This window comes from Devriesea agamarum (genome assembly GCF_900070355.1).
GTDB lineage: Bacteria > Actinomycetota > Actinomycetes > Actinomycetales > Dermabacteraceae > Devriesea > Devriesea agamarum.
This window is the reverse complement of the sequence record NZ_LN849456.1, coordinates 2,268,850-2,286,685: the sequence shown is the minus strand read 5'-3', so window position 1 is coordinate 2,286,685 and position 17,836 is coordinate 2,268,850. Positions and strand designations below refer to the sequence as shown.

At 61.2% G+C, this 17,836-nt stretch carries 14 protein-coding genes; 2 read left to right on the top strand and 12 right to left on the bottom strand.

The annotated features are described in order from the left end of the window. Positions 1–63: 63 nt before the first annotated feature. Both BN1724_RS09680 and BN1724_RS09675 read left to right on the top strand, forming a co-directional pair. Positions 64–1,908, top strand: a complete 1,845-nt coding sequence (locus BN1724_RS09680) for an ABC transporter ATP-binding protein (RefSeq protein ID WP_058235193.1) — start codon at positions 64–66, stop codon at positions 1,906–1,908. Between the two features lie 8 nt (positions 1,909–1,916). Beyond that, complete coding sequence (locus tag BN1724_RS09675; protein WP_157085852.1) at positions 1,917–3,065, top strand: glycosyltransferase family 1 protein; 1,149 nt, start codon at positions 1,917–1,919, stop codon at positions 3,063–3,065. Between the two features lie 304 nt (positions 3,066–3,369). On the opposite strand, the gene BN1724_RS09670 is transcribed toward BN1724_RS09675, so the two are convergent. The 12 genes from BN1724_RS09670 to BN1724_RS09615 form a co-directional block, all read right to left on the bottom strand. Beyond that, positions 3,370–3,885 carry an acyltransferase gene (locus BN1724_RS09670; RefSeq protein ID WP_058235191.1) on the bottom strand — a complete coding sequence of 172 codons (516 nt, stop codon included), beginning with the start codon at positions 3,883–3,885 and terminating at the stop codon, positions 3,370–3,372. 81 nt (positions 3,886–3,966) lie between these two features. Then, entirely contained in the window at positions 3,967–6,039 is a 2,073-nt protein-coding gene (locus BN1724_RS09665) for a glycosyltransferase (RefSeq protein ID WP_058235190.1), read from the bottom strand. Positions 6,040–6,099: 60 nt separating this feature from the next. Beyond that, a complete protein-coding gene (locus tag BN1724_RS09660) occupies positions 6,100–7,218 on the bottom strand; it encodes a glycosyltransferase (RefSeq protein ID WP_058235189.1) in 1,119 nt (372 codons plus the stop codon). Next, a complete protein-coding gene (locus BN1724_RS09655) occupies positions 7,215–8,165 on the bottom strand; it encodes a glycosyltransferase family 2 protein (protein WP_058235188.1) in 951 nt (316 codons plus the stop codon). Before BN1724_RS09655 ends, BN1724_RS09660 begins: the two co-directional genes overlap by 4 nt. Then, on the bottom strand, positions 8,162–9,301 hold the full coding sequence (locus tag BN1724_RS09650) for a glycosyltransferase family 4 protein (protein WP_058235187.1): 1,140 nt from the start codon (positions 9,299–9,301) through the stop codon (positions 8,162–8,164). The genes BN1724_RS09655 and BN1724_RS09650 overlap by 4 nt, the downstream gene beginning before the upstream one ends. Further along, positions 9,298–10,566: an O-antigen ligase family protein gene (locus BN1724_RS09645; RefSeq protein WP_058235186.1), complete on the bottom strand. Its 1,269-nt coding sequence runs from the start codon at positions 10,564–10,566 to the stop codon at positions 9,298–9,300. Before BN1724_RS09645 ends, BN1724_RS09650 begins: the two co-directional genes overlap by 4 nt. After that, positions 10,548–11,783 carry a glycosyltransferase family 4 protein gene (locus BN1724_RS09640; protein WP_058235185.1) on the bottom strand — a complete coding sequence of 412 codons (1,236 nt, stop codon included), beginning with the start codon at positions 11,781–11,783 and terminating at the stop codon, positions 10,548–10,550. The genes BN1724_RS09645 and BN1724_RS09640 overlap by 19 nt, the downstream gene beginning before the upstream one ends. Next, positions 11,774–14,023: an N-acetylneuraminate synthase family protein gene (locus BN1724_RS09635; RefSeq protein WP_058235184.1), complete on the bottom strand. Its 2,250-nt coding sequence runs from the start codon at positions 14,021–14,023 to the stop codon at positions 11,774–11,776. The genes BN1724_RS09640 and BN1724_RS09635 overlap by 10 nt, the downstream gene beginning before the upstream one ends. Beyond that, complete coding sequence (locus BN1724_RS09630; protein ID WP_058235183.1) at positions 14,020–14,730, bottom strand: acylneuraminate cytidylyltransferase family protein; 711 nt, start codon at positions 14,728–14,730, stop codon at positions 14,020–14,022. Before BN1724_RS09630 ends, BN1724_RS09635 begins: the two co-directional genes overlap by 4 nt. Continuing rightward, a complete protein-coding gene (locus BN1724_RS09625; RefSeq protein WP_058235182.1) occupies positions 14,727–15,923 on the bottom strand; it encodes a hypothetical protein in 1,197 nt (398 codons plus the stop codon). The genes BN1724_RS09630 and BN1724_RS09625 overlap by 4 nt, the downstream gene beginning before the upstream one ends. Then, on the bottom strand, positions 15,914–16,933 hold the full coding sequence (locus tag BN1724_RS09620; protein ID WP_231928217.1) for a CgeB family protein: 1,020 nt from the start codon (positions 16,931–16,933) through the stop codon (positions 15,914–15,916). Before BN1724_RS09620 ends, BN1724_RS09625 begins: the two co-directional genes overlap by 10 nt. Continuing rightward, positions 16,930–17,835 carry a glycosyltransferase family 2 protein gene (locus BN1724_RS09615; protein ID WP_231928216.1) on the bottom strand — a complete coding sequence of 302 codons (906 nt, stop codon included), beginning with the start codon at positions 17,833–17,835 and terminating at the stop codon, positions 16,930–16,932. The genes BN1724_RS09620 and BN1724_RS09615 overlap by 4 nt, the downstream gene beginning before the upstream one ends. Position 17,836: the final 1 nt, after the last annotated feature.

Genomic DNA, 17,836 nt, shown 5'->3' with positions numbered 1-17,836 from the left:
GGCTTGAGCGGCATACGTGCTGTCTCAGGCACTTACCTCCATTGAACGTTGGAAGGTTCCGCATTGCTCTCACTTCTCGCCCGCGCTTACCGCGTCATGTTCACCAAGCGGGCCCGCTGGCTTCTCATCCTCAACGTGATTGCGCTCTACGCCGTCTCCATGCTCGACCTCGTCGGAGTGGCGGCCATTCTGCCCCTGGCCGAGCTAGCCATGGGCAAGAACACCGACAGCGGATACCTCAAGCTGATTTCCGATGCCCTAGGAAATCCCGAACGGACGCAGCTCACCGTCATCATGGCCGCGATCCTCGTTGCCGCCTTCGCTTTTAAAGCCCTTTTTTCACTCACGGTGAAGTGGTGGAGCAGCGGCTTTATCTTCGGAGAACAGGTGCGTACCAGCACCCGCCTCATGCGCACGTATCTAGAAGAACCCTATGAGCAGCATCGCCGCCGTGAAGTGCCGAGCATCTTAAATTCCGTCAGCGATGCAACGTCAACCGCTTACGCATCTGTTGTTAACGCCGTCATGGCTGTGGTCGGCGAAGGCCTTACGATCCTTCTCATCATGATTCTGTTGATCATGACGATGCCCGGCCCATCACTGTTTGCCATCGGTTACTTCATCGTCTCCGTATCCATTTTGCAGTTAGCGCTCGCGCGGGCTAACCGCTCGCTCGGCGCCCAGCTCATGAACAGCATTCGGCACCAGTGGAAAACCTCCTTGGACGCTGTATCCGGTTTCCGCGAGGCCCGGATTCACGGGGTTACCAATCGCTTTTTAGAGCGGTACCGCCTGGCCCGGGTGCGCAACACTCAGCAGGTCCGTCGGCTGATGCTGCTGACCGATCTTCCGAAATACGCCATGGAGATCATCTTTATTGTCGGCATCGCGGCGGTGCTGGTGGTAGTTGTGATGACAGCCCACGGAAACGACACCATTACCTCCATCACCCTGTTCGCCGCGGCCAGTGTTCGCATTCTTCCCAGCTTCATCAGATTGGTCAGCTCACTCGGCGCGATCCGGGCCGGAGAAAAGGCTGTCTGCATCGTCTTAGATCAGATTGAAGCGGCCAGTACCCCGGCATCGGGCCTTGGCGAGACCGAATACCCGCACCTCGCCGCAGAACACGACCATGACCAGGGTCAGATCGTCCGGGTGGCCGAGCCTGATTGCCCGATCAGCCTGGGCATCGACGCAGTCAGCTTCCGATACGTCGATGGTTCCGAGGACGTGCTGAAAAACGTGTCCCTCACAATCCCTGCTGGCACCTCAATTGCCCTGTGTGGATCCAGTGGCTCCGGTAAAACCACATTGGTGGACAACATTCTGGGGCTTTTAGAGCCGCGCAGCGGACGCATTCTGGCCAATGGCACCGATATCCGCAAGAATCTTCGGGGCTGGTATGCCTCCATTGGATACGTGCCCCAAGACGTCTATATCCTCAACGGCACTGTCGCCGAGAACGTGGCGTTCGGATATCTCGGTCACGATATTGATCGTGACCGGGTCGAACAATGCCTGCGCCAGGCCCATGTCTTTGACGCGGTCTGTGAAATGCCGAACGGAATTGATTCCCACCTCGGTGAAGGCGGTGCGCGTATCTCCGGGGGGCAGCGTCAACGCATCGGGATTGCCCGGGCACTGTATTCAAATCCGAGTCTTCTCATCCTCGACGAAGCCACCAGCGCCTTGGACAATGAAACGGAAAGCCGGATAACCAGCACCATAGAGTCGCTGAACGGAGAGCTAACGGTCATTATTGTCGCCCACCGGTTATCTACGGTGAAGAATGTTGATCAGCTTGCCTTTATGGAACACGGTGAAGTCACCAGTATCGGCACCTTCTCTGAGGTGCGCGATCAGAATCCCGCATTCGCGCGGCTCGTCGAGCTCGGCTCCCTGAAATGAAGGGCCCTATGACCTCGTCTCACCCCGATTCCCCGCACACGCCCACGCACACCCCTTCTCATAACCCACATACGCCCACGCGCATCCCTTCTCATAACCCGCCTAGTGCTGCTCCTGCGGCCTCGCTTAACAGCGCGCATGCTGTCGGCACTGCACAACCATGCCTGGACATCGTGGTGGAGGGCGTGTCCACCGGCGGATGGGGTCCCGTCGGGATGATGGCCCAGCTCGCCGCGTCCACCCTTCCGGCTCGGCTCATCCGCTTAGACCACATGTCGCCCATTGCGGCGGCCGATAAACTCCGCCTGTTTTTACCGCCACGCCGCTCAGGCACCCGACATCTTCTGGTCATCGCACCGAATCCTGAGGCCCTCAATCTCATTTTGCGCGATCATTCGGTCAGACGCCGTTACGCCTCAATCAACGGCTGGGTTATCGACAGCTTCTGGTCTGATCGGATTCCTCGCATTGCCCGGACCCGCGGATGGTACGACCACCTCTACGTCATGGATGATGGCGATGTTGCGGACTGGATGCACAATGCCGCCGGAACCATCGGGGTCTTGCCCTGGGGCGCGGACACCCTGTCGGTTGCTGATGTGGCGACGTCATTCCCTCGCCCAGTCGACCTCCTTCGGGTCGGCAGACAACCCGAATCCTGGGATCACGACGCCGAGATCACGGCCCTGGCCCACAAGTTCGGGGTGGCCTACGCGGGCCGACCTGGATTTGGCCGCACCGAAGAGGAGTCGATGACCCTGCTGCATCGCGCACTGGGATCAGCCCGTGCTGTCCTCGCATTTACCAATCTGCTCAGCCCAGCGAGCTACACCCATCCCACCAAGGACTATCTGACGGGCCGGTGGACTGATGCCCTCGCGCACGGCTGCGTAGTGGTGGGGGCGGTTCCTTCCGCGTCAGCTGCCCGGCAGTTAGTTCCTGAATGGGCGAGTATCCGCATTCCCCACGACGATCCCGCAGCTGGTGTGCAACTGGTCGCAGAAGCTTCTCATAGCTGGACCCCACACCTCGCGAAGAGAATTCACCGGCACGCCCGGCACCAGCTGGACTGGCGGCATCGGTTCGCGGTGATCGCACGTGATCTCGATATCCAGGCACCGAAACTGGAGCGCGAGCTAGCCCTGCTGACTGAGTGACTCCAGGCCCCTCCGCGTGGCCGCTTACCCGCCGTGTTATGACCGGTCACCCTATGAGGTACGACAGTGAAGGGCGGCTTATCCCACTACGACCCGAGAGGCCGTCTTATTACGTATAACAGTAAAGGGTGGCTTATTAAATGCAGGGTTAAAAGGCAACATTAAGCGCGGCATATAAAAGGCGACTTAGCTACGCATGATGCTAGTGGCAGACCCACGGTCCGCGCTTTCTCTATTTATACTGAGGGCCCGTTATCCTGAGGGCTCGTTCAGTATTGGGCTCAGCCTGCGATGTGGGCTCAGCTTATGGCTTTGGCTCAACATCCAGATCGCGGATACGGCGGGCGGGAACACCAACATACAACCCGTCCGGCTCACAATCGCGGGTGACGACCGCTCCCGCCCCAATAACGCAGCCTCGCCCAATGGTGACATTCGGCAAAACAGTCACGTTCGCACCGATCCAGCAGCCGTCCTCAACAACAATTGGGCCACCAGCAAACCCTCCCGATATTCGATGCTCTGACGGGCCGAGCCGGTGCGATGCGGTAATAAATTTCGTCATCGGACCCACTCCGACATTGCGACCCAGGATGACCGGCGCATTATCATCGAAATAGACACCGTAATTGATATAACTACCTTCACCAATACGAGTGGAAAACCCGCGAAATATGCAGCGCTGCTGAATAAAGCAGCTTTCCATCCCGTGCACGCCGAGCATCTTGAGCAATTTCCAGCGGTGGCGCCCATGAACAGAATCGGACATCACCAAAGGAAACATGGCTTTGCGCAGGCGAGTCCCCAGGCCCATTCCCATATCAAGTCCCTTCTTATGAACCCACTCTCGGGCTCGCACCTATCTACCCAGCCGCAATGAGCACCACATAGCCCAACCGGCCTATCGTTGGATCAGTTTTCGTTTGGGAATCCGCCGCAGGAACCGGTAGAGAACATGACCTTCCAGCGACCCAATATGCCCGCCCAGGTCATGCATGAGGGCAAACCTCTTGTCAGCCGACAACGACTTCCAGCGCAGCAGGGCAAGGACGGACTTGATAAAGCCCTTCACAGTCCATTTAAGACTTGCACCCGAGGAGAGCCCGCTCTTGTAAAAGCGCACAAAGAAAAGTATTTTGCAGCGGGCAAGGGCTCTTTGCTGACGGAAGGATCCCAGCGGATTATTCCGCAGCCAGTAATGGATAAGAGCGCGCTGACAATAGTTAATGGGAATCCGGGCCAGGTGGGACCGGACACAGTAGTCGGTGCCCTCTAGCCCACCTTCATAGGACTCATCCATCCCGCCCACCGCCAGGTAATCATCTTTCCAGACCGCGAAGTTCCCTTCCCCCACGTCGCGCAGCTCAGACCCATCATCCAAAGGCGGATCGGGCGCCAGCGAACGGTCCGGTTCATTCGGGTCAATACCGTAGGCGCGAAGCACCTTGGGCGAGTTGACCACCGTGTGCATCATCTGGCCACCCACAATGCCGTGATGCTGCTGAACCATGTTGGTGAGCTCCACCAGCCAACGCGGAAAAACCTGGTCATCCGCGTCACAGAAGGCCAGAATCTTTCCGCGGGCAGCCAACGCCCCGGTATTTCGTGCGCCCGCTCGCCCCGGCGCCGAGCCAATAATCCGCAGCGGGAAATCCGGATGCTGACGTCGATACTCCTCGGCAACATTCCAGGTTCCATCGGTTGAACCGTTCACCACGAGAATGACTTCAAACGGCGGGGCATCTTCAGATGCTCGAATCGCATCGAACTGGCGGCCAATAACCTCAGCCCCATTTTTACACGGGATGACAACACTCACCGTCACCTCATCAGAGCCGGCCACCGGCTCGCTGGGCGCAGCATCATCCACGGTCAGACTCTCCTCAGAATCCGAGGGGCAATCGCGAGACACAGAATCATGAGGCACAGAGTCGCGGACCATTCCTACTCCAAGTTCCGGAGCGGGGATGCTTCGCCCCATCGCAAAACCTAACCTTCCTATCGCCGTACCAATTTGCCGACCGAACGAATCTGCATCCCAGCGGGAACGAGATTGCGCTGTCTCCAGTACATACTTTAATGGACGTAAAACCCAATGGCCCCGGTATGCCGGAGATGACTGCCAGGCATTGTGTCGGGCGCACAGCAGAGCATGTGCCAGTCCCGCTCGCATACCCTGTCGGAATGTTTTTTCGGAGCTTTTTCGCTGACGATAGGCGATGCACACCTGGCTAGCATCAAGAACCGGCACGCCCGCATTGCGGATGCGAAAAGCGAGGTCATTGTCCTCCGCCTGGCTCGCGAAGGCGACATCGTATCCGCCAATTGCCTGTGCGAACTGTGCGGTCATTCCCGAGCTGCACCCCATCAGCAGCGGATAGTCTTGGGAGCCGCTCAACAAAGGCTCGTAATCATCGGGCTCAACACGGGGCAGAACATAATCGAGCACCGCAGACCTACCCTGCTCCATAAGCTCCGCGGTCACCGAAATAGCTCCGCCTGAAAACGCCGGCGCCTTATCGAGTTGACGGCTCCCGCGCGCAATCCAATGCGGCATCACCAGGTCATCAGCATCGGCAAAAAGGAGCTTAGGAGCGCGAGCTTCACCCATGCCTCGGTTGCGGGCATAAGCAGTTCCTCGACGTGCTGTCGCATCCACAATCCGCAAGCCCGGCAAGACATACCGCCAGCGTTCAACCAGCCCGGCTAGGTCCCGGTTGCCACCGTTGTCGCACAGCAGCACTTCAAAGGGCGGAGCATCCTCCTGATGCGCCAGAGCGTCGAGCTGAGTGGGTAAAAAATCATCGCAGCGAAAACAGGGAATAATGACGCTCACCTGATACTGCATGCCCGGGGAAGCGCTCTTCATCGATGTTCCCGTAGCTGCTTGCACCCGGTCAGACCCTTCTGGTTTCGAGGAGGATTCGAGGCGAGCAGACGCAATGACACCAGGGGGCGGGTCGGTATCAGCCATCTCATGAAAGTCCGAGTTTCCATCTGATGCACGATGTTTACCTGCATTCATAGCCGCCGCCTAAGGTTTGGTCAGATCTCGGACGCAATGCCGTAACTTGTCGATAAACAGCGACTCCGCAAACGTTTCCGCCTGAGCACGAACCGCGGTGCTGTTCCAGACACGCTGTTCAAAAGTATGTATCGCGCCAGCAATTGCCTTCGCCTCAGCCTGGTCAAAGAACAACCCGTTAACCCCGTCGCGAACCGTATCCAGATACCCTCCCGCCCGCAAAGCAATGGTGGGCACCCCATGTGCTCCAGCTTCGAGCGGCGTCAGACCGAAATCCTCATGACTCGCTGCGACCAGCGCCTTCGCATGGGCATACGCCCAGCGCATGTTCGCATCGCTCAGGCCTTCAGCGAAGTGAACATTGTCCGGCGCAGACTCCATCAGGCGCTCTCGCAGCGGACCCTTACCGATCACCAGCAGCTGACGCTGAGGCATAGTGCGGAAAGCGTCAATCACGCGATCAACATTTTTATATGGCTGCAGGCGAGAAACCACGACATAGTAATCGGCGCCCGCATTGAAACCGGGGATCGCAGGCAACGCGGTTTGAGCGCCGTCCACCAGCAGCGGTGAATACGGCGGAAATAACGTGGGGGCATCGATTCCGTATACCCGCGCGATCCGCTCCCGCACCACAGAAGAATTCGCCACATACATGTCGGCTGCCCGGGCGGCGCGTTGATCCCAGCGTGTGAGCGGGCGGCGCAGCACCGCAAGCCCCAGCCGTTTCGGGTCAAACGGAGACGCATCACCCAGATAATCTTCCGGAAGGTACAGCCACCGGGCCGGGGAATGGCAGTACACGATCTTCCGGCCTGTGGTCGGGAACGCGTGCGCCCAACCCGATGAGGATGCGATCACCACATCGGCCTCGATCTTTAGAGCCGAGGCTGCCCCGGCGAGAACCGGCAACGCCAGGCGCGGGTCACGACGGAAAACCCCGATCCGGTTTAACGGCGAGACCCTAATATCCATGTCCCGGTATTCGGGATAGGTCTGGTCTGGCGCATAGAACAGGGTGTGCACCTGCGCCTGGGGAAACGCCCGACAGATCGAGAGCACGAGCCGTTCCGCACCCCCGCGCTGAGTGAGATAGTCATGCGCAATGGCAATTCGCGGACCCGTCACAAAATCACCTCCGGTGTCCGTGCACTGCGGTACCCAGCCACCGAAGCTGCCTCCACCGCGAGCGCCGCCAGCTTTTCCCCCACCCGGGTCGGCACCACACCGAGCAGGCGATCAAAAACCGTCGCCACCCGTCGAGTGCGCTGTTCGGTCAAGACTCTCGCAAGCGTCCCAACCCCCAAACCCCAGATACCGGAGCCCGGTTGTGGCGGCGCCAGCCTAGCCTCCGGATGCTTGGCGTCAAACAGTCGCCGCGCCGCACCAGATTGGTAAGCCCTCAGTGCCCGGGAGGTGAGATTCGGTGCGGCCCCCAAATGGTCAGCCTGGCATCCGCCAGAGACGACAACGAGGTGACCGGCGCAATGGATGCGGTAGCCGTAATCGACATCCTCCCATCCGTAATAGCGGTAGTCGGAATCGTAAGGGCCTATCTCTCGGTATAGGGCACTAGTCACCGAACAGTTCGCTGCCCATAGCCGCCAGGTCTCCCCCGATGGCCTGCTGTAGGCATGTTTCAGCATCGCCTCCGCGTTGCGCCTGCCGTAAGCCCGCGCATAGGGGGTGTTCTCGAAGATGTTCAAGGTCGGTCCCACGACGCCGACTTTCTCCCCGCGGACAGCGGCGTCGTCGTGTTCGTGTACGTGAGCGGCGATAAATCCGGGCGGCACACGCAAATCATCGTCGCAGCGGACCAGAATGCTCCCCTGCGCGGCATCGAAACCCGCGTTTAAAGCCGCGACCCGGCCACGGTTTTCCGGAAACTCAACGCAGCGCAGCGCAAACCGGTGCTCAGCATCCACCACCGCGCGGGACCCGTCGATATCGCCGTCTAACACGATGATCACTTCAAAGTCGGGGTCCGTCTGCTGTGCGAAACCGTCGAACACGGTCGGGAGGCGATGAGCTCCTCCGCGCGAGGGTACGATCACGGATGTTCGTGGAGTGCTCACGCAGTTCTCTCCTGTCTGAGCGCATGCAGTAACCGGTCCACTCGTTCGAGCCCCGCCTGCGGTGAATACTTCTTTTCCCAGCGTGCCCGGGCACGGCGGATATCGGTGAGGTGGTCGGCGCACGCCATCTGGCGCACTGTCCGCGCAATCGTCTCCGCGTCACCTTTGGGGGCACTCCACCTGTGATGTGCCCCTGCGACTTCCCGAAACGGTGGAATCTCACTGATCAGGAATGGCACCCCGGCTGCCATCGCTTCGGCGAGGACCAGGCCAAAGGACTCCCCCGTCCAGACTGACGGAAATACCGCGATGTCGACCTGGCGGAAGAAGTCCTCGGGGCGGATCCAGCCGACTCGCTCCGCAATGCCGTCGATGTCAGCGAGCGCATGGGCGACCACCTGCCGATCCTCAGCGTCCGTAAAGCGTGACTCTCCGGCGATTAATACTCGGCACTGCTCGGGGTATTCGGCGTGGAACTGCCGCATGGCGCGCGCAAAAACATCGACACCTTTATCGCGGGATAGACGCCCAAGGAACCCGATAGTCAGTGGCCTCGTCGCGGCTCCTCGCCCGGAAAGCTGACGCGAGAACGGCTTACCGGGGAGCAACTCACCTGGAGTGGACCCACGAGATGATGCTTCACCCGAGGATGGTTGAATCGGGGCACACTCGCCCGGGGCGAAGGGAATGTCGCGAGTCCAGTTTTCAAAGACACTGGCACCGAAGATCACGTCGGACATTGCCCGGGACGGCACAAGCACACGTGCCGCGCCGCGCTGAGCAAGGACTACAGCCGGTTTCTGTACACGGTCGGGGATCCGGTGCAAATGCACAATCCTCGGACCCATGCCGGCGGTCGCCATGGCCGGTACCAGCCCGTTGCACCACAGCCCAATACCCGGGTTCCGCATCCTCCACCAGGCAAGACCGGCCATATAGGTGCGGCGGTCACGGCAAGCGATGACGCGGGTATCGAAACCGCGCTCGGCAGCAGCCGCCACCAGGTCTCCCGGGGTCGATGGACCCACCACCAACACCTGATGCCCAAGAGCGCGCAGAGCCTCAGCGATCTGAAGCTGCATCACTTCACCACCGCCGATGTCGCCGTTATTTGCGGCAATCGCGATCGCACTCACGAATGCCTCCATGGCACGCTGGAGGACGCGGGCATCTTCTGCGCTTTGCGCAGGGCTCTGCTAAGCCGCGGGTTGAACACGGACACCTCATCCCAACTCACTCCGCGATCCCTCATCAAAACAGTCACCATGCTCACCATCAGCACCAGCGCCCAGGTATTGGTGAGGAACACTTCGCCGAGCTTCCACGCGCACACCATGAGACAAGCCATCGCGCCTTCTGCAATGCGAATTTCCCGGGTATACAGGGTGTCACGAAGCGGCCCGAACCCGATGATGACGGTGGCCCCCACAATCACGAGCGCGTAGATCCAGCCCCCTTCGACCAGCAAAGACAAATACGAATTGTGGTAGAACCATTTATTGTCATCGATGATCACATACGCTTCCCCCAGGCCACGGCCTTGGAGGGGTGACGCCGCGGTTTTGAGGCTGGCTGCGGCGTCAATGCGACCACGCAGCTCGTCCGAACCGAGCCTGCTAGCGAACTCGCCGACGCGGGCAAAGTTTTGTTCCACGAAATCCACGACCAGCATGATGACGACCGCGGCCACTATCCGAGGCCACTTGCTCCACCGCGTCACCAGCAGCATCCACACGAACGCAACCAGCAAACCGGTCAAAGAGGTACGCGAACCGGTCAGCCAGGTAGTTGCGGCGAGAAATACCACCACACCCGTGATCTGCCACCTGCTTTTAGCCAAAAGCAGCAATAGCAGACCGCCGCAGGAATACAACAGGCCAGCCTTGTTTTTGTCCTGAAGATACCCAGTGAGGTAGCCGCCATATTCGTCCGGGGCGACGCCGACATAAAACAGCACAGTGTTGGCGATAAGCCCGACGAACAGACCTTTAAGAAGGGATCGCAGATCCATTCGTCCCTCGGCCGCTAAGAACGCGAACAGAAGCAGTGCCCCGATGCGCAGTGCCCGCCGTCCCCAGTCACTAGCAAGCGCCGAGTGATCCGTAGTAATCGAGACCGCCACCACAAAGCACAGCGCGAGCGCAAAAATGACGGGGGCTACCGAGAAACGACCGAGGCTACGCTGGCTGCCCCTCACGATCATTGTGACCACGAGCAGTCCAACTCCGACAAGGGACAGCGGGAAATTTAGCTCGGGGAGGTTTACGCCGTCGGTCACCAGCAGCAGGCCGCCGATGAACTCGGGAATACGAATGATACCGACGGTACGGTGTGCCTGATCACTGACCGCGCGGGCGAAAGTTTCGCGGGAACCGGTAAGCGTTACGGAGCTATTTGCCATCTACCTGTCAATCTGTCGTACTCTTCGCTGAGCCGAGCGCACATAGCGGCCCGGGTCCAGCGCCAGGAGGTGGGGGAGGGCCTGGCCGAGAGGTCGAGCCCCTGCGCGATGAGGCGTTCAGCGACCGTGGCGGTGTCGTCGGCGTGGACCAAGCATCGATCCGGCACAATTTCCGGGTTGCCACCCACCGGGGTTGCCACGACCCCGAGGCCATAGGCGACGGCATCGAGCAGGGTGTAGGAACAGTTCTCCCAGGCGGATAACTGCACTACCACGTCGTGATCGAGCAACGCCGAGCGGGCATCGATGTGCCCGGGGAAGTCAACTACGCCCTGCAGATCCAACCGTGCAGCCAAGTCGCGCAGGTAGTGTTCGCGTTCGCCGATTCCCGCCACCGTCAGCCGCACCTCAGGATGGGTTTGGCGCACCGCAGCAATGGCCTCGATGACCCGGTCAATGCGTTTTTCCTGAGATAGGCGGGCTAGAGACAGCACTCGCAGGCCAGTAGCCGGCACGGGTGCCGGGTCGGGGTGGTCAACGCCGTTGGGGATGACCAGCACCGGCGGCATACCCGGCCCGTATCCCCACTGGCGCAAAATCTCGCGTTTAGTAGACTCACACACCGCAATCACACAGGAAAACCGGCGCAGGCGCATGGTGTGGGCTAGACGTTTCGCTGTTGAGGTGAGCAGCGATGCGTTGTACAGGCGTGAATCTGCCGCGATGCCGTGTTCGGTGCTTACACACCGGATGGGGGTGCCGACGGCGGTGCGCAGGCCGAAGGTGGCCGGGACGGCCACGATGTCCGCGAACGCGAGGTGGGTGTGCACGATGTCGGGGCGCAGCCTGGCTGCCACTCGTCTCAACGTGGCGATGGATGCCTGAGCACTCGCCTTGCTGCTTCCTGCGCACCCGGGACCAATCTGGCCGGTGATCACCGCTCCGTTGAGCGCACGGATCGCCTCGGCGAGCGGCCCGGGAGGACATAGGACAATCACGCGCCATCCAGGAATCCCCGTCTTCACTACATCCAGGACGTGCCGCGCAACACCTCCCAGCTCCGCGACGGGAGCAACCCACAAGGCAGTCCGTATCCGGAAATTGCCTTGCGAATCGGGGCTGTGCGCACCTACATCAGCGGTCTGCACCTCCGGATCGGGAACATCTGCCCCCGGATCAGACGGATGCACACCAGAACCGGCAGTGGTCACAGCCATGCCCGGAGTCGGTCGAGAGCGATAAAGAAACCTTCGCCGTTATTGACGTGACCCTGCCAAATCTCGGGGATGAAGGAGGCGTGAGGAGCATGGACGGCCAGGCGCTCAGCTAGATCCCTGAAGTCCACTTCGCCGTTGCCCACCTGAACACCTTCACCGTCGACACCGACGGCGTCGACAATGTGCAGATGCTCAATGTGGGGGCCCATTAAGTCCACGTATTCGCTAAACGGACGGCCCGCGAAATTCGCGGCGAGCTTGGAATGGGAGACGTCGAAGGTGAGGCGGCGTCCATATTTCTCGCAGAACCACACGGTGTCTTCGGGATCCATGAACAGGTTGTGGAACTGCTGGCCACCCATCAGCCACGGGAACGGCGGCAAAGTTTGGGCGGTCAGTCGCACACCCGTCTCATCCAAGCGCTCCAAGCCTCGCTGGATGCGCTCGTACATGGGGTAGCGCTCGTCGAGCGAAACATGCCGGTCCGGCAAGAAACCGCCCATGGTCACTACGACTACGGGGTCCTGCTCGCAGGTGAAGTGTTCACGCAGCTGCCGGGTAATGTCGATGACGTTTTGCACTTCGCGGATCGACCGTTCCCAGATTCCCTCGTCGGGGCTGGCGAGGTCGATCAGGAAATCCCCGGCGTACAGGTCCGGCGCATGGGTGGTGAAGAATTGCGGAAGTTTTTCTCCCGGGGCGAAGATCGCATGCGGGTCCGCTTCCATGTCGCGGTAGGAGAAATGGAATTCCAGGAAGTCTGGGGCACTGACCTCAAGCAGCGGGCGCACATCGTGGTAGCGCACGGGCAGACCCCACGGCCGTTTAAACGAGTACTCGTGAACGGTGCTGGCTTCACCGACTAAATCGCCGGGATAGAAGAAGTCCCCGGCTGCGACCGTGCGGTGCACAACCTTTCCGATCAGGTCGGCGCGGCGGTTCGGTTGCAGTCCACGGCCAGGGCTTTTCACCGTCACATCGCTTTCAGCGATCACATCTCCCGGCGCAAGATCCCGTGTGGCGACCAAGGACTTCGCAAGGTTCACACGGTTCATCAGCTCACCCGTGGTCACTTCGCGGGGCCGGTCACTTCCCAGCGCCAGCTCCACATCGCGGATCTGCTGCACCATCTGGGCAAATTCGTCTGGGAGCAGGGACACCTTATGGTCGTTGCCTTCGAGGGATTTATCGACCGTCACGTGCTTTTCGATGATGTGGGCGCCGCGGGCGACAGCAGCAATCGGCACATGCCAGCCGCGTTCGTGGCCCGAATAGCCGACCGGGCACTCGCCGATCTGCGCCAGCCGGTCCATGTACCGCAGGTGAACGTCCTTGTACGGCGCAGGATAAGTGGATTGGCATTGCAGCAGCGCATACGGTGCCCCGTGCGAACGCACCAGGTTCACGGAGTCGCGGATTTCCGCTTCGGTGCTCATCCCGGTGGAAATAATCATCGGACGATGCATTCCCGCAACGTGGTGCAGCAGCTCATGGTTAGTGAGGTCGGCAGAGGCAATCTTAAAGCCTGGCAGTCCGTAGTCATGGAGCACATTGGCCGACGGAATATCCCAGGGGGTGCAGATCGCGTCGATGTCGCGGGCAGCGCAGTGGTCGAGCACTCGCAGCATGTCGTCAGCGCTAAGCGAATACTTTGCCAGCAGGTTCATGGTGTATTGCGGTCCGAGATCTTCTCCGTAGCTGGAGCTACCGCCGGACCGATACAGGGCTGCCATATCGCGCAGCTGGAACTTGACCACGTCCGCGCCCGCTTGCGCGCAGAGGTCCACCAGACGCTTGGCGAGGTCGACATCGCCTTGGTGGTTGTTCCCGATTTCAGCGATCAGCAAGGACCGGTGGCCGGGACCCACGATGTGGCGACCGATTCGCAACGTCATCTTTTCCGTGGTGGCGACCGCGACCATTCGGCCTCGCTCATCTAGCACCGGTATGCGATCCAGGCCCGGGCGCGTCATGGCCTGCATCTCGTCCAACGGGGTGCCTTCAGCCACCGACACAAACGACCGATTAGCGATCTGCAGAGCGGGGGCGGAGAGATCCGGTTGGTCGTGGGCGATGAGCCAGCGGCGCATGTCGCCGTCCGTGAGGGCGCCTTGAACGGTGCCATGTTCGTCGACCACGAAAACAATCCGCGCCTGGTTCTCATTGATGCGACGCAATGCGTGCAGCGCAGTGTCCTGAGCCGACACCGTGTAGGGGGCGATCTGGCGGTCGAGAATCATGAGGCGGGGTTCCATCCTGTGCGAGCAAGCATTTGTTCGGCGGCGGCGATATCCGCCGGGGTATCAATGTCGACGCCTTCGAGTTCATCCAGCACGAACAGCGAGATCTGGCCGCCGATCCTGTTTTTCTGCTCGCGGTAGATGCGGGGGGAGGTGATATACAGGCTGCCGTTCTCGAAATAGGTGAGCTGATGCGGGGTGAGTTCCTGGCGACGCGGTCGAGCCGTCCAGTCGTAGTCGGCGCGGGGCTGCTGACCGTCGCTCTCTGGCAGATGCCAGAAGAATGGCGACTCTGGCAGCACACCGACCAAACTGTCACAGCCCGTGTCGCGGAATTGGGCTACCGCCCGATCTAGGGTTCCGGGAAGCCGCACCGGTGAGGTGGCTTGCAGCAACATGACCGCTTCCAGGTCGATGCCCTGAGATTCGGCCACGTCCATGGCGTGCAGGATCACCGGTTCGGTCGGGGTGGTGTCCTGCGCGAGGTCGGCGGGGCGTTGGATGACATGCGCGCCGTGGGCTCGGGCGACGTTCGCGATTTCGGTGTCTTCGGTGGAGACCGTGACCAGTAGATCACTTGCTGGGGCCGCCGCTAGGCACTGCTCGATCGTCCATGCGATCAGGGGCCTACCCCCAACTGGCAGAAGGTTTTTGCGGGGTATGCCCTTGGACCCGCCGCGGGCGGGGATCACGACGAGGATCGTCACGCTTGGTCCTTTCCGGCGGGCCGTTGCCCGCGCCCGGAGGGCCCGTTCGACACGGACTCACCTCTTTTGCCCTGATCGACCATTATATCCTGCCCAGATGTCCGATGCGTATCCAGCGCTTCGGGACCATCCAGGATCTGGGCGACGCTGACCGCGGGCTCATCTTCGGGGATCACTGGGGCGGAAGTGGGTTCACCGCCCCAAGCGCGCATGTTGTATCGGTCCCAGAACTCGCGCACCCACGCAGGTGCGCCGGGGCAATACACCCACGAGGCGATGCCGCGTGCCGCAGATTCCAACACTCCCGTGGAGAACACGGCCACTACGGGGCGGTCGAGTTTGCTGAGTGGCACGTCGGTGGGGGCGATTTGTAGTCCGAACCGTTTCCACATGTCCAGACGCAGCCGGGAGGCGATGTCTTTTTCTGAGGGGTGGGGGCGGTAGGCGGCGTCGTTATCGCGGCAAAACCGCAAGGCGGCGCGTCCCATGAGCCGACGCGGAAGTTCGATGCCGTGCATCTGCCCGAGGAATACCGGGGCTTCACCGATCCATCCTTCATGCGGGCGGTGACCGGCCTGCCACAGCAGTTGGGAACCGACCACCACACTGCGCACATCGTGGCGCCCTACCGTCCAGAAGTCAGCGTCGGCTGCGGACCAGGCCAGCAGGGTGGTGTCCTGCGGCAGAGGCGGCGTGTACGGGGTGAGCGCACCGTGTTGCACCACGTATGACGGCCATGATCGGGAGCGGGCGAGGTTGTGCACGAGCTCCCCCACCGGAAGGTGGTGCCCCAGGGAGACGACCGCTTTGGCTCCTCCGGCCTGGTCAACGGCTGCCGCGAGCTCTTCGGGGGTGGCGTCGATGAGGTGGGAGGTGGGTCGCTGTCCGCCCGCTGCATCGGCCAGGGCGCGGTTTAGCGGAAGGGTTGCGGGGGCCACCACCAGCACGCCCGAGCGCAGGTATGCCAGGGAGTCCAGCAGCGCAGCCTTCGAGGTTGGTGTCAGGGAGTCAATTGCCACCAGGATGGGAGCACCGACTCCTTCGCGGGTAAACACTTGCCAGCGGGCTGGTGCGCGATCTGCTTCCGAACGGCGTACACGATCGGCGAGCGCGTGTTTAGCCCGCCGCAGACGATGTCGGGACGCCTCCCATCGTCGCCACGCGTCCATATCCCGGGGGTGGTTCAGTCCCATAGCTCATCCACCTTCCGCATCCGGTGATCAAAGGTGTGCTCGGCAAGGGTTCGACGCCGGCCTCGTTCACGGAGCCCGTCTGCCCAGGGTCGGTCTGTCCGGGCACGGGTGCACAGGTCATCTAACTCGTCAATGCTGTGCCATACCGCGACTTCCTCGCCGACGTCGTAGAAGTCCGCCACGTCGTCGCGATCGACGAGCAGCACCCCTGCCATACCGGGCACTTCAAAGGTACGCATGGCGTGGCCCGTTTGCAGTCCGTGGATGTTGACTGCCGCGGCGGCGCGGGACCCGATCCGGTATGCCTCGTCTAAGGGCACATCGCGCGAGGCCTCAAGCGCTGGACGAGACCAGGACCAGGTGCGCAGTCGGTCCAGGGGGTGCCGGGAGAAGTCCCTCCCCCACACATGGACTGGTTGTCCTCGCTGCGCTAGGCCTTCTAATAGCTCGACTCGGTTCGGATAGCTGGCGCCGACAAACACGATCTCACCTGTGCGCTGAGTAGCTGGTTCAGCGCGGTAGGGGTCAAACGCATTGGGAATGAAGGTGGCATCCACACCGTGCTCAGCGCGTAGCATCTCGGTTTCTTGCGCGGAGTAGGACAGCACCGGCCCGATGTGGCGCAAGAATTCCGTGGTGTAGTCGTGTCGGTGCAGGTCGTCGTAGAGCCACAGGATGCGCGGGATGCGATGCTCATCCAGCAGCTGCCAGAAGGTGTCATCCAGCAGGTCACCTTTAATCACGATGATGCCGTCGGGGCGCACTGTCTGCACTGCCAGCCGCACCCGGGCTGTGATACGCCTGCGTTCGGCCACTCTCGCAGAGTGCGCTCCCAGCCGCTCCGGCAATTCCACCGCGAGCTTGAGCCGCACTTTGTCTGCGACCCCGGCGTATTCGTCGTAGCGGATTGTTACTACCTGGTGCCCGATCCGTTCTAACGCCTCGTGAATACTGCGCCAGTATCCATGAAAGTTTGGCGTGACCAGCATGAGCCGTCGCGTCGTTGTCACCGGGCACTCCTTGCCGCTTCGCGCACGAGAGACACCTCGAAGCGTGCGACCGCCAGCGGATCCACGGCGCGGCCCGCTGCTCGCCGCCCGAGATTCCACAGCAGATTCACTCCGGTCGCACTCAGCAGACCGAGCCGAAGCAGACGAGGCCGACCAAATTTGCGGGCGTACCGATCCCGGGCTGCGACTAGCCAGCGTCGGCGCCGTTCAGAGCTGGAGGAGCCTCCTCCTTCATGCACCACGGTCAGATCTGCATCTAAGAGCGCGGGAACCCCGCGCTCAGCCAGCCGCTTTTGCAGGTCGACTTCTTCGCAGTACATGAAGTACTCCTCGTCGAACCCGCCCACCTCACGCACCTGTTCCACGGGCAGCAGCATGGCACAACCGGATACCCAGTCAACCGGGACCAGTCCGTGGGCGCGGTCTGCCCGAACGTCGTGTCCCACGGCTTCGTGGAGTACCGCGCGGTGGCGTTGAGAAGCAAGCGGGACCAGCCATTCGATCACCTGCTGTCTGGTGGTGGTCCAATAGCGGCCCGAATATGCGGAGCGCCCGTGCGGGTCAACGGCCCGTGGCCCGATCACGGCGGGCTGAAATGGGCTCGCGTGCGCCAGAAGGTTCGGAATGAAACCGTCTGGGATCGTCAGGTCGGAGTTCAGAACCAGGGCGTATGTGGTGCGCACCAGGTTGAGTCCGGTGTTGACCGCCGCCCCGAATCCACCGTTGCGGTCTCGCCGCACGATCTCAACCGATGCCGGCAGTTCATGGCTGTTGACAGGAACCGGGGAGGCGTCGTCTACGACGATCGTGCGCACCGGCGGATTGGTGTGGGCGACCGCCCGAAGCAGGGGTAGGGCTTCGTCAGCCGGGCCGTATACGGGCACGATCACCGTAATGTCCACG

What these genes read in the sequence shown, in the direction of transcription:
- BN1724_RS09675 (WP_157085852.1), top strand. Translation starts at nt 1,917, where the DNA reads ATGACCTCGTCTCACCCCGATTCCCCGCACACGCCCACGCACACCCCT.
- BN1724_RS09670 (WP_058235191.1), bottom strand. Translation starts at nt 3,885, where the DNA reads ATGGGAATGGGCCTGGGGACTCGCCTGCGCAAAGCCATGTTTCCTTTG.
- BN1724_RS09665 (WP_058235190.1), bottom strand. Translation starts at nt 6,039, where the DNA reads ATGGCTGATACCGACCCGCCCCCTGGTGTCATTGCGTCTGCTCGCCTC.
- BN1724_RS09645 (WP_058235186.1), bottom strand. Translation starts at nt 10,566, where the DNA reads ATGGCAAATAGCTCCGTAACGCTTACCGGTTCCCGCGAAACTTTCGCC.
- BN1724_RS09640 (WP_058235185.1), bottom strand. Translation starts at nt 11,783, where the DNA reads ATGGCTGTGACCACTGCCGGTTCTGGTGTGCATCCGTCTGATCCGGGG.
- BN1724_RS09635 (WP_058235184.1), bottom strand. Translation starts at nt 14,023, where the DNA reads ATGATTCTCGACCGCCAGATCGCCCCCTACACGGTGTCGGCTCAGGAC.
- BN1724_RS09625 (WP_058235182.1), bottom strand. Translation starts at nt 15,923, where the DNA reads ATGGGACTGAACCACCCCCGGGATATGGACGCGTGGCGACGATGGGAG.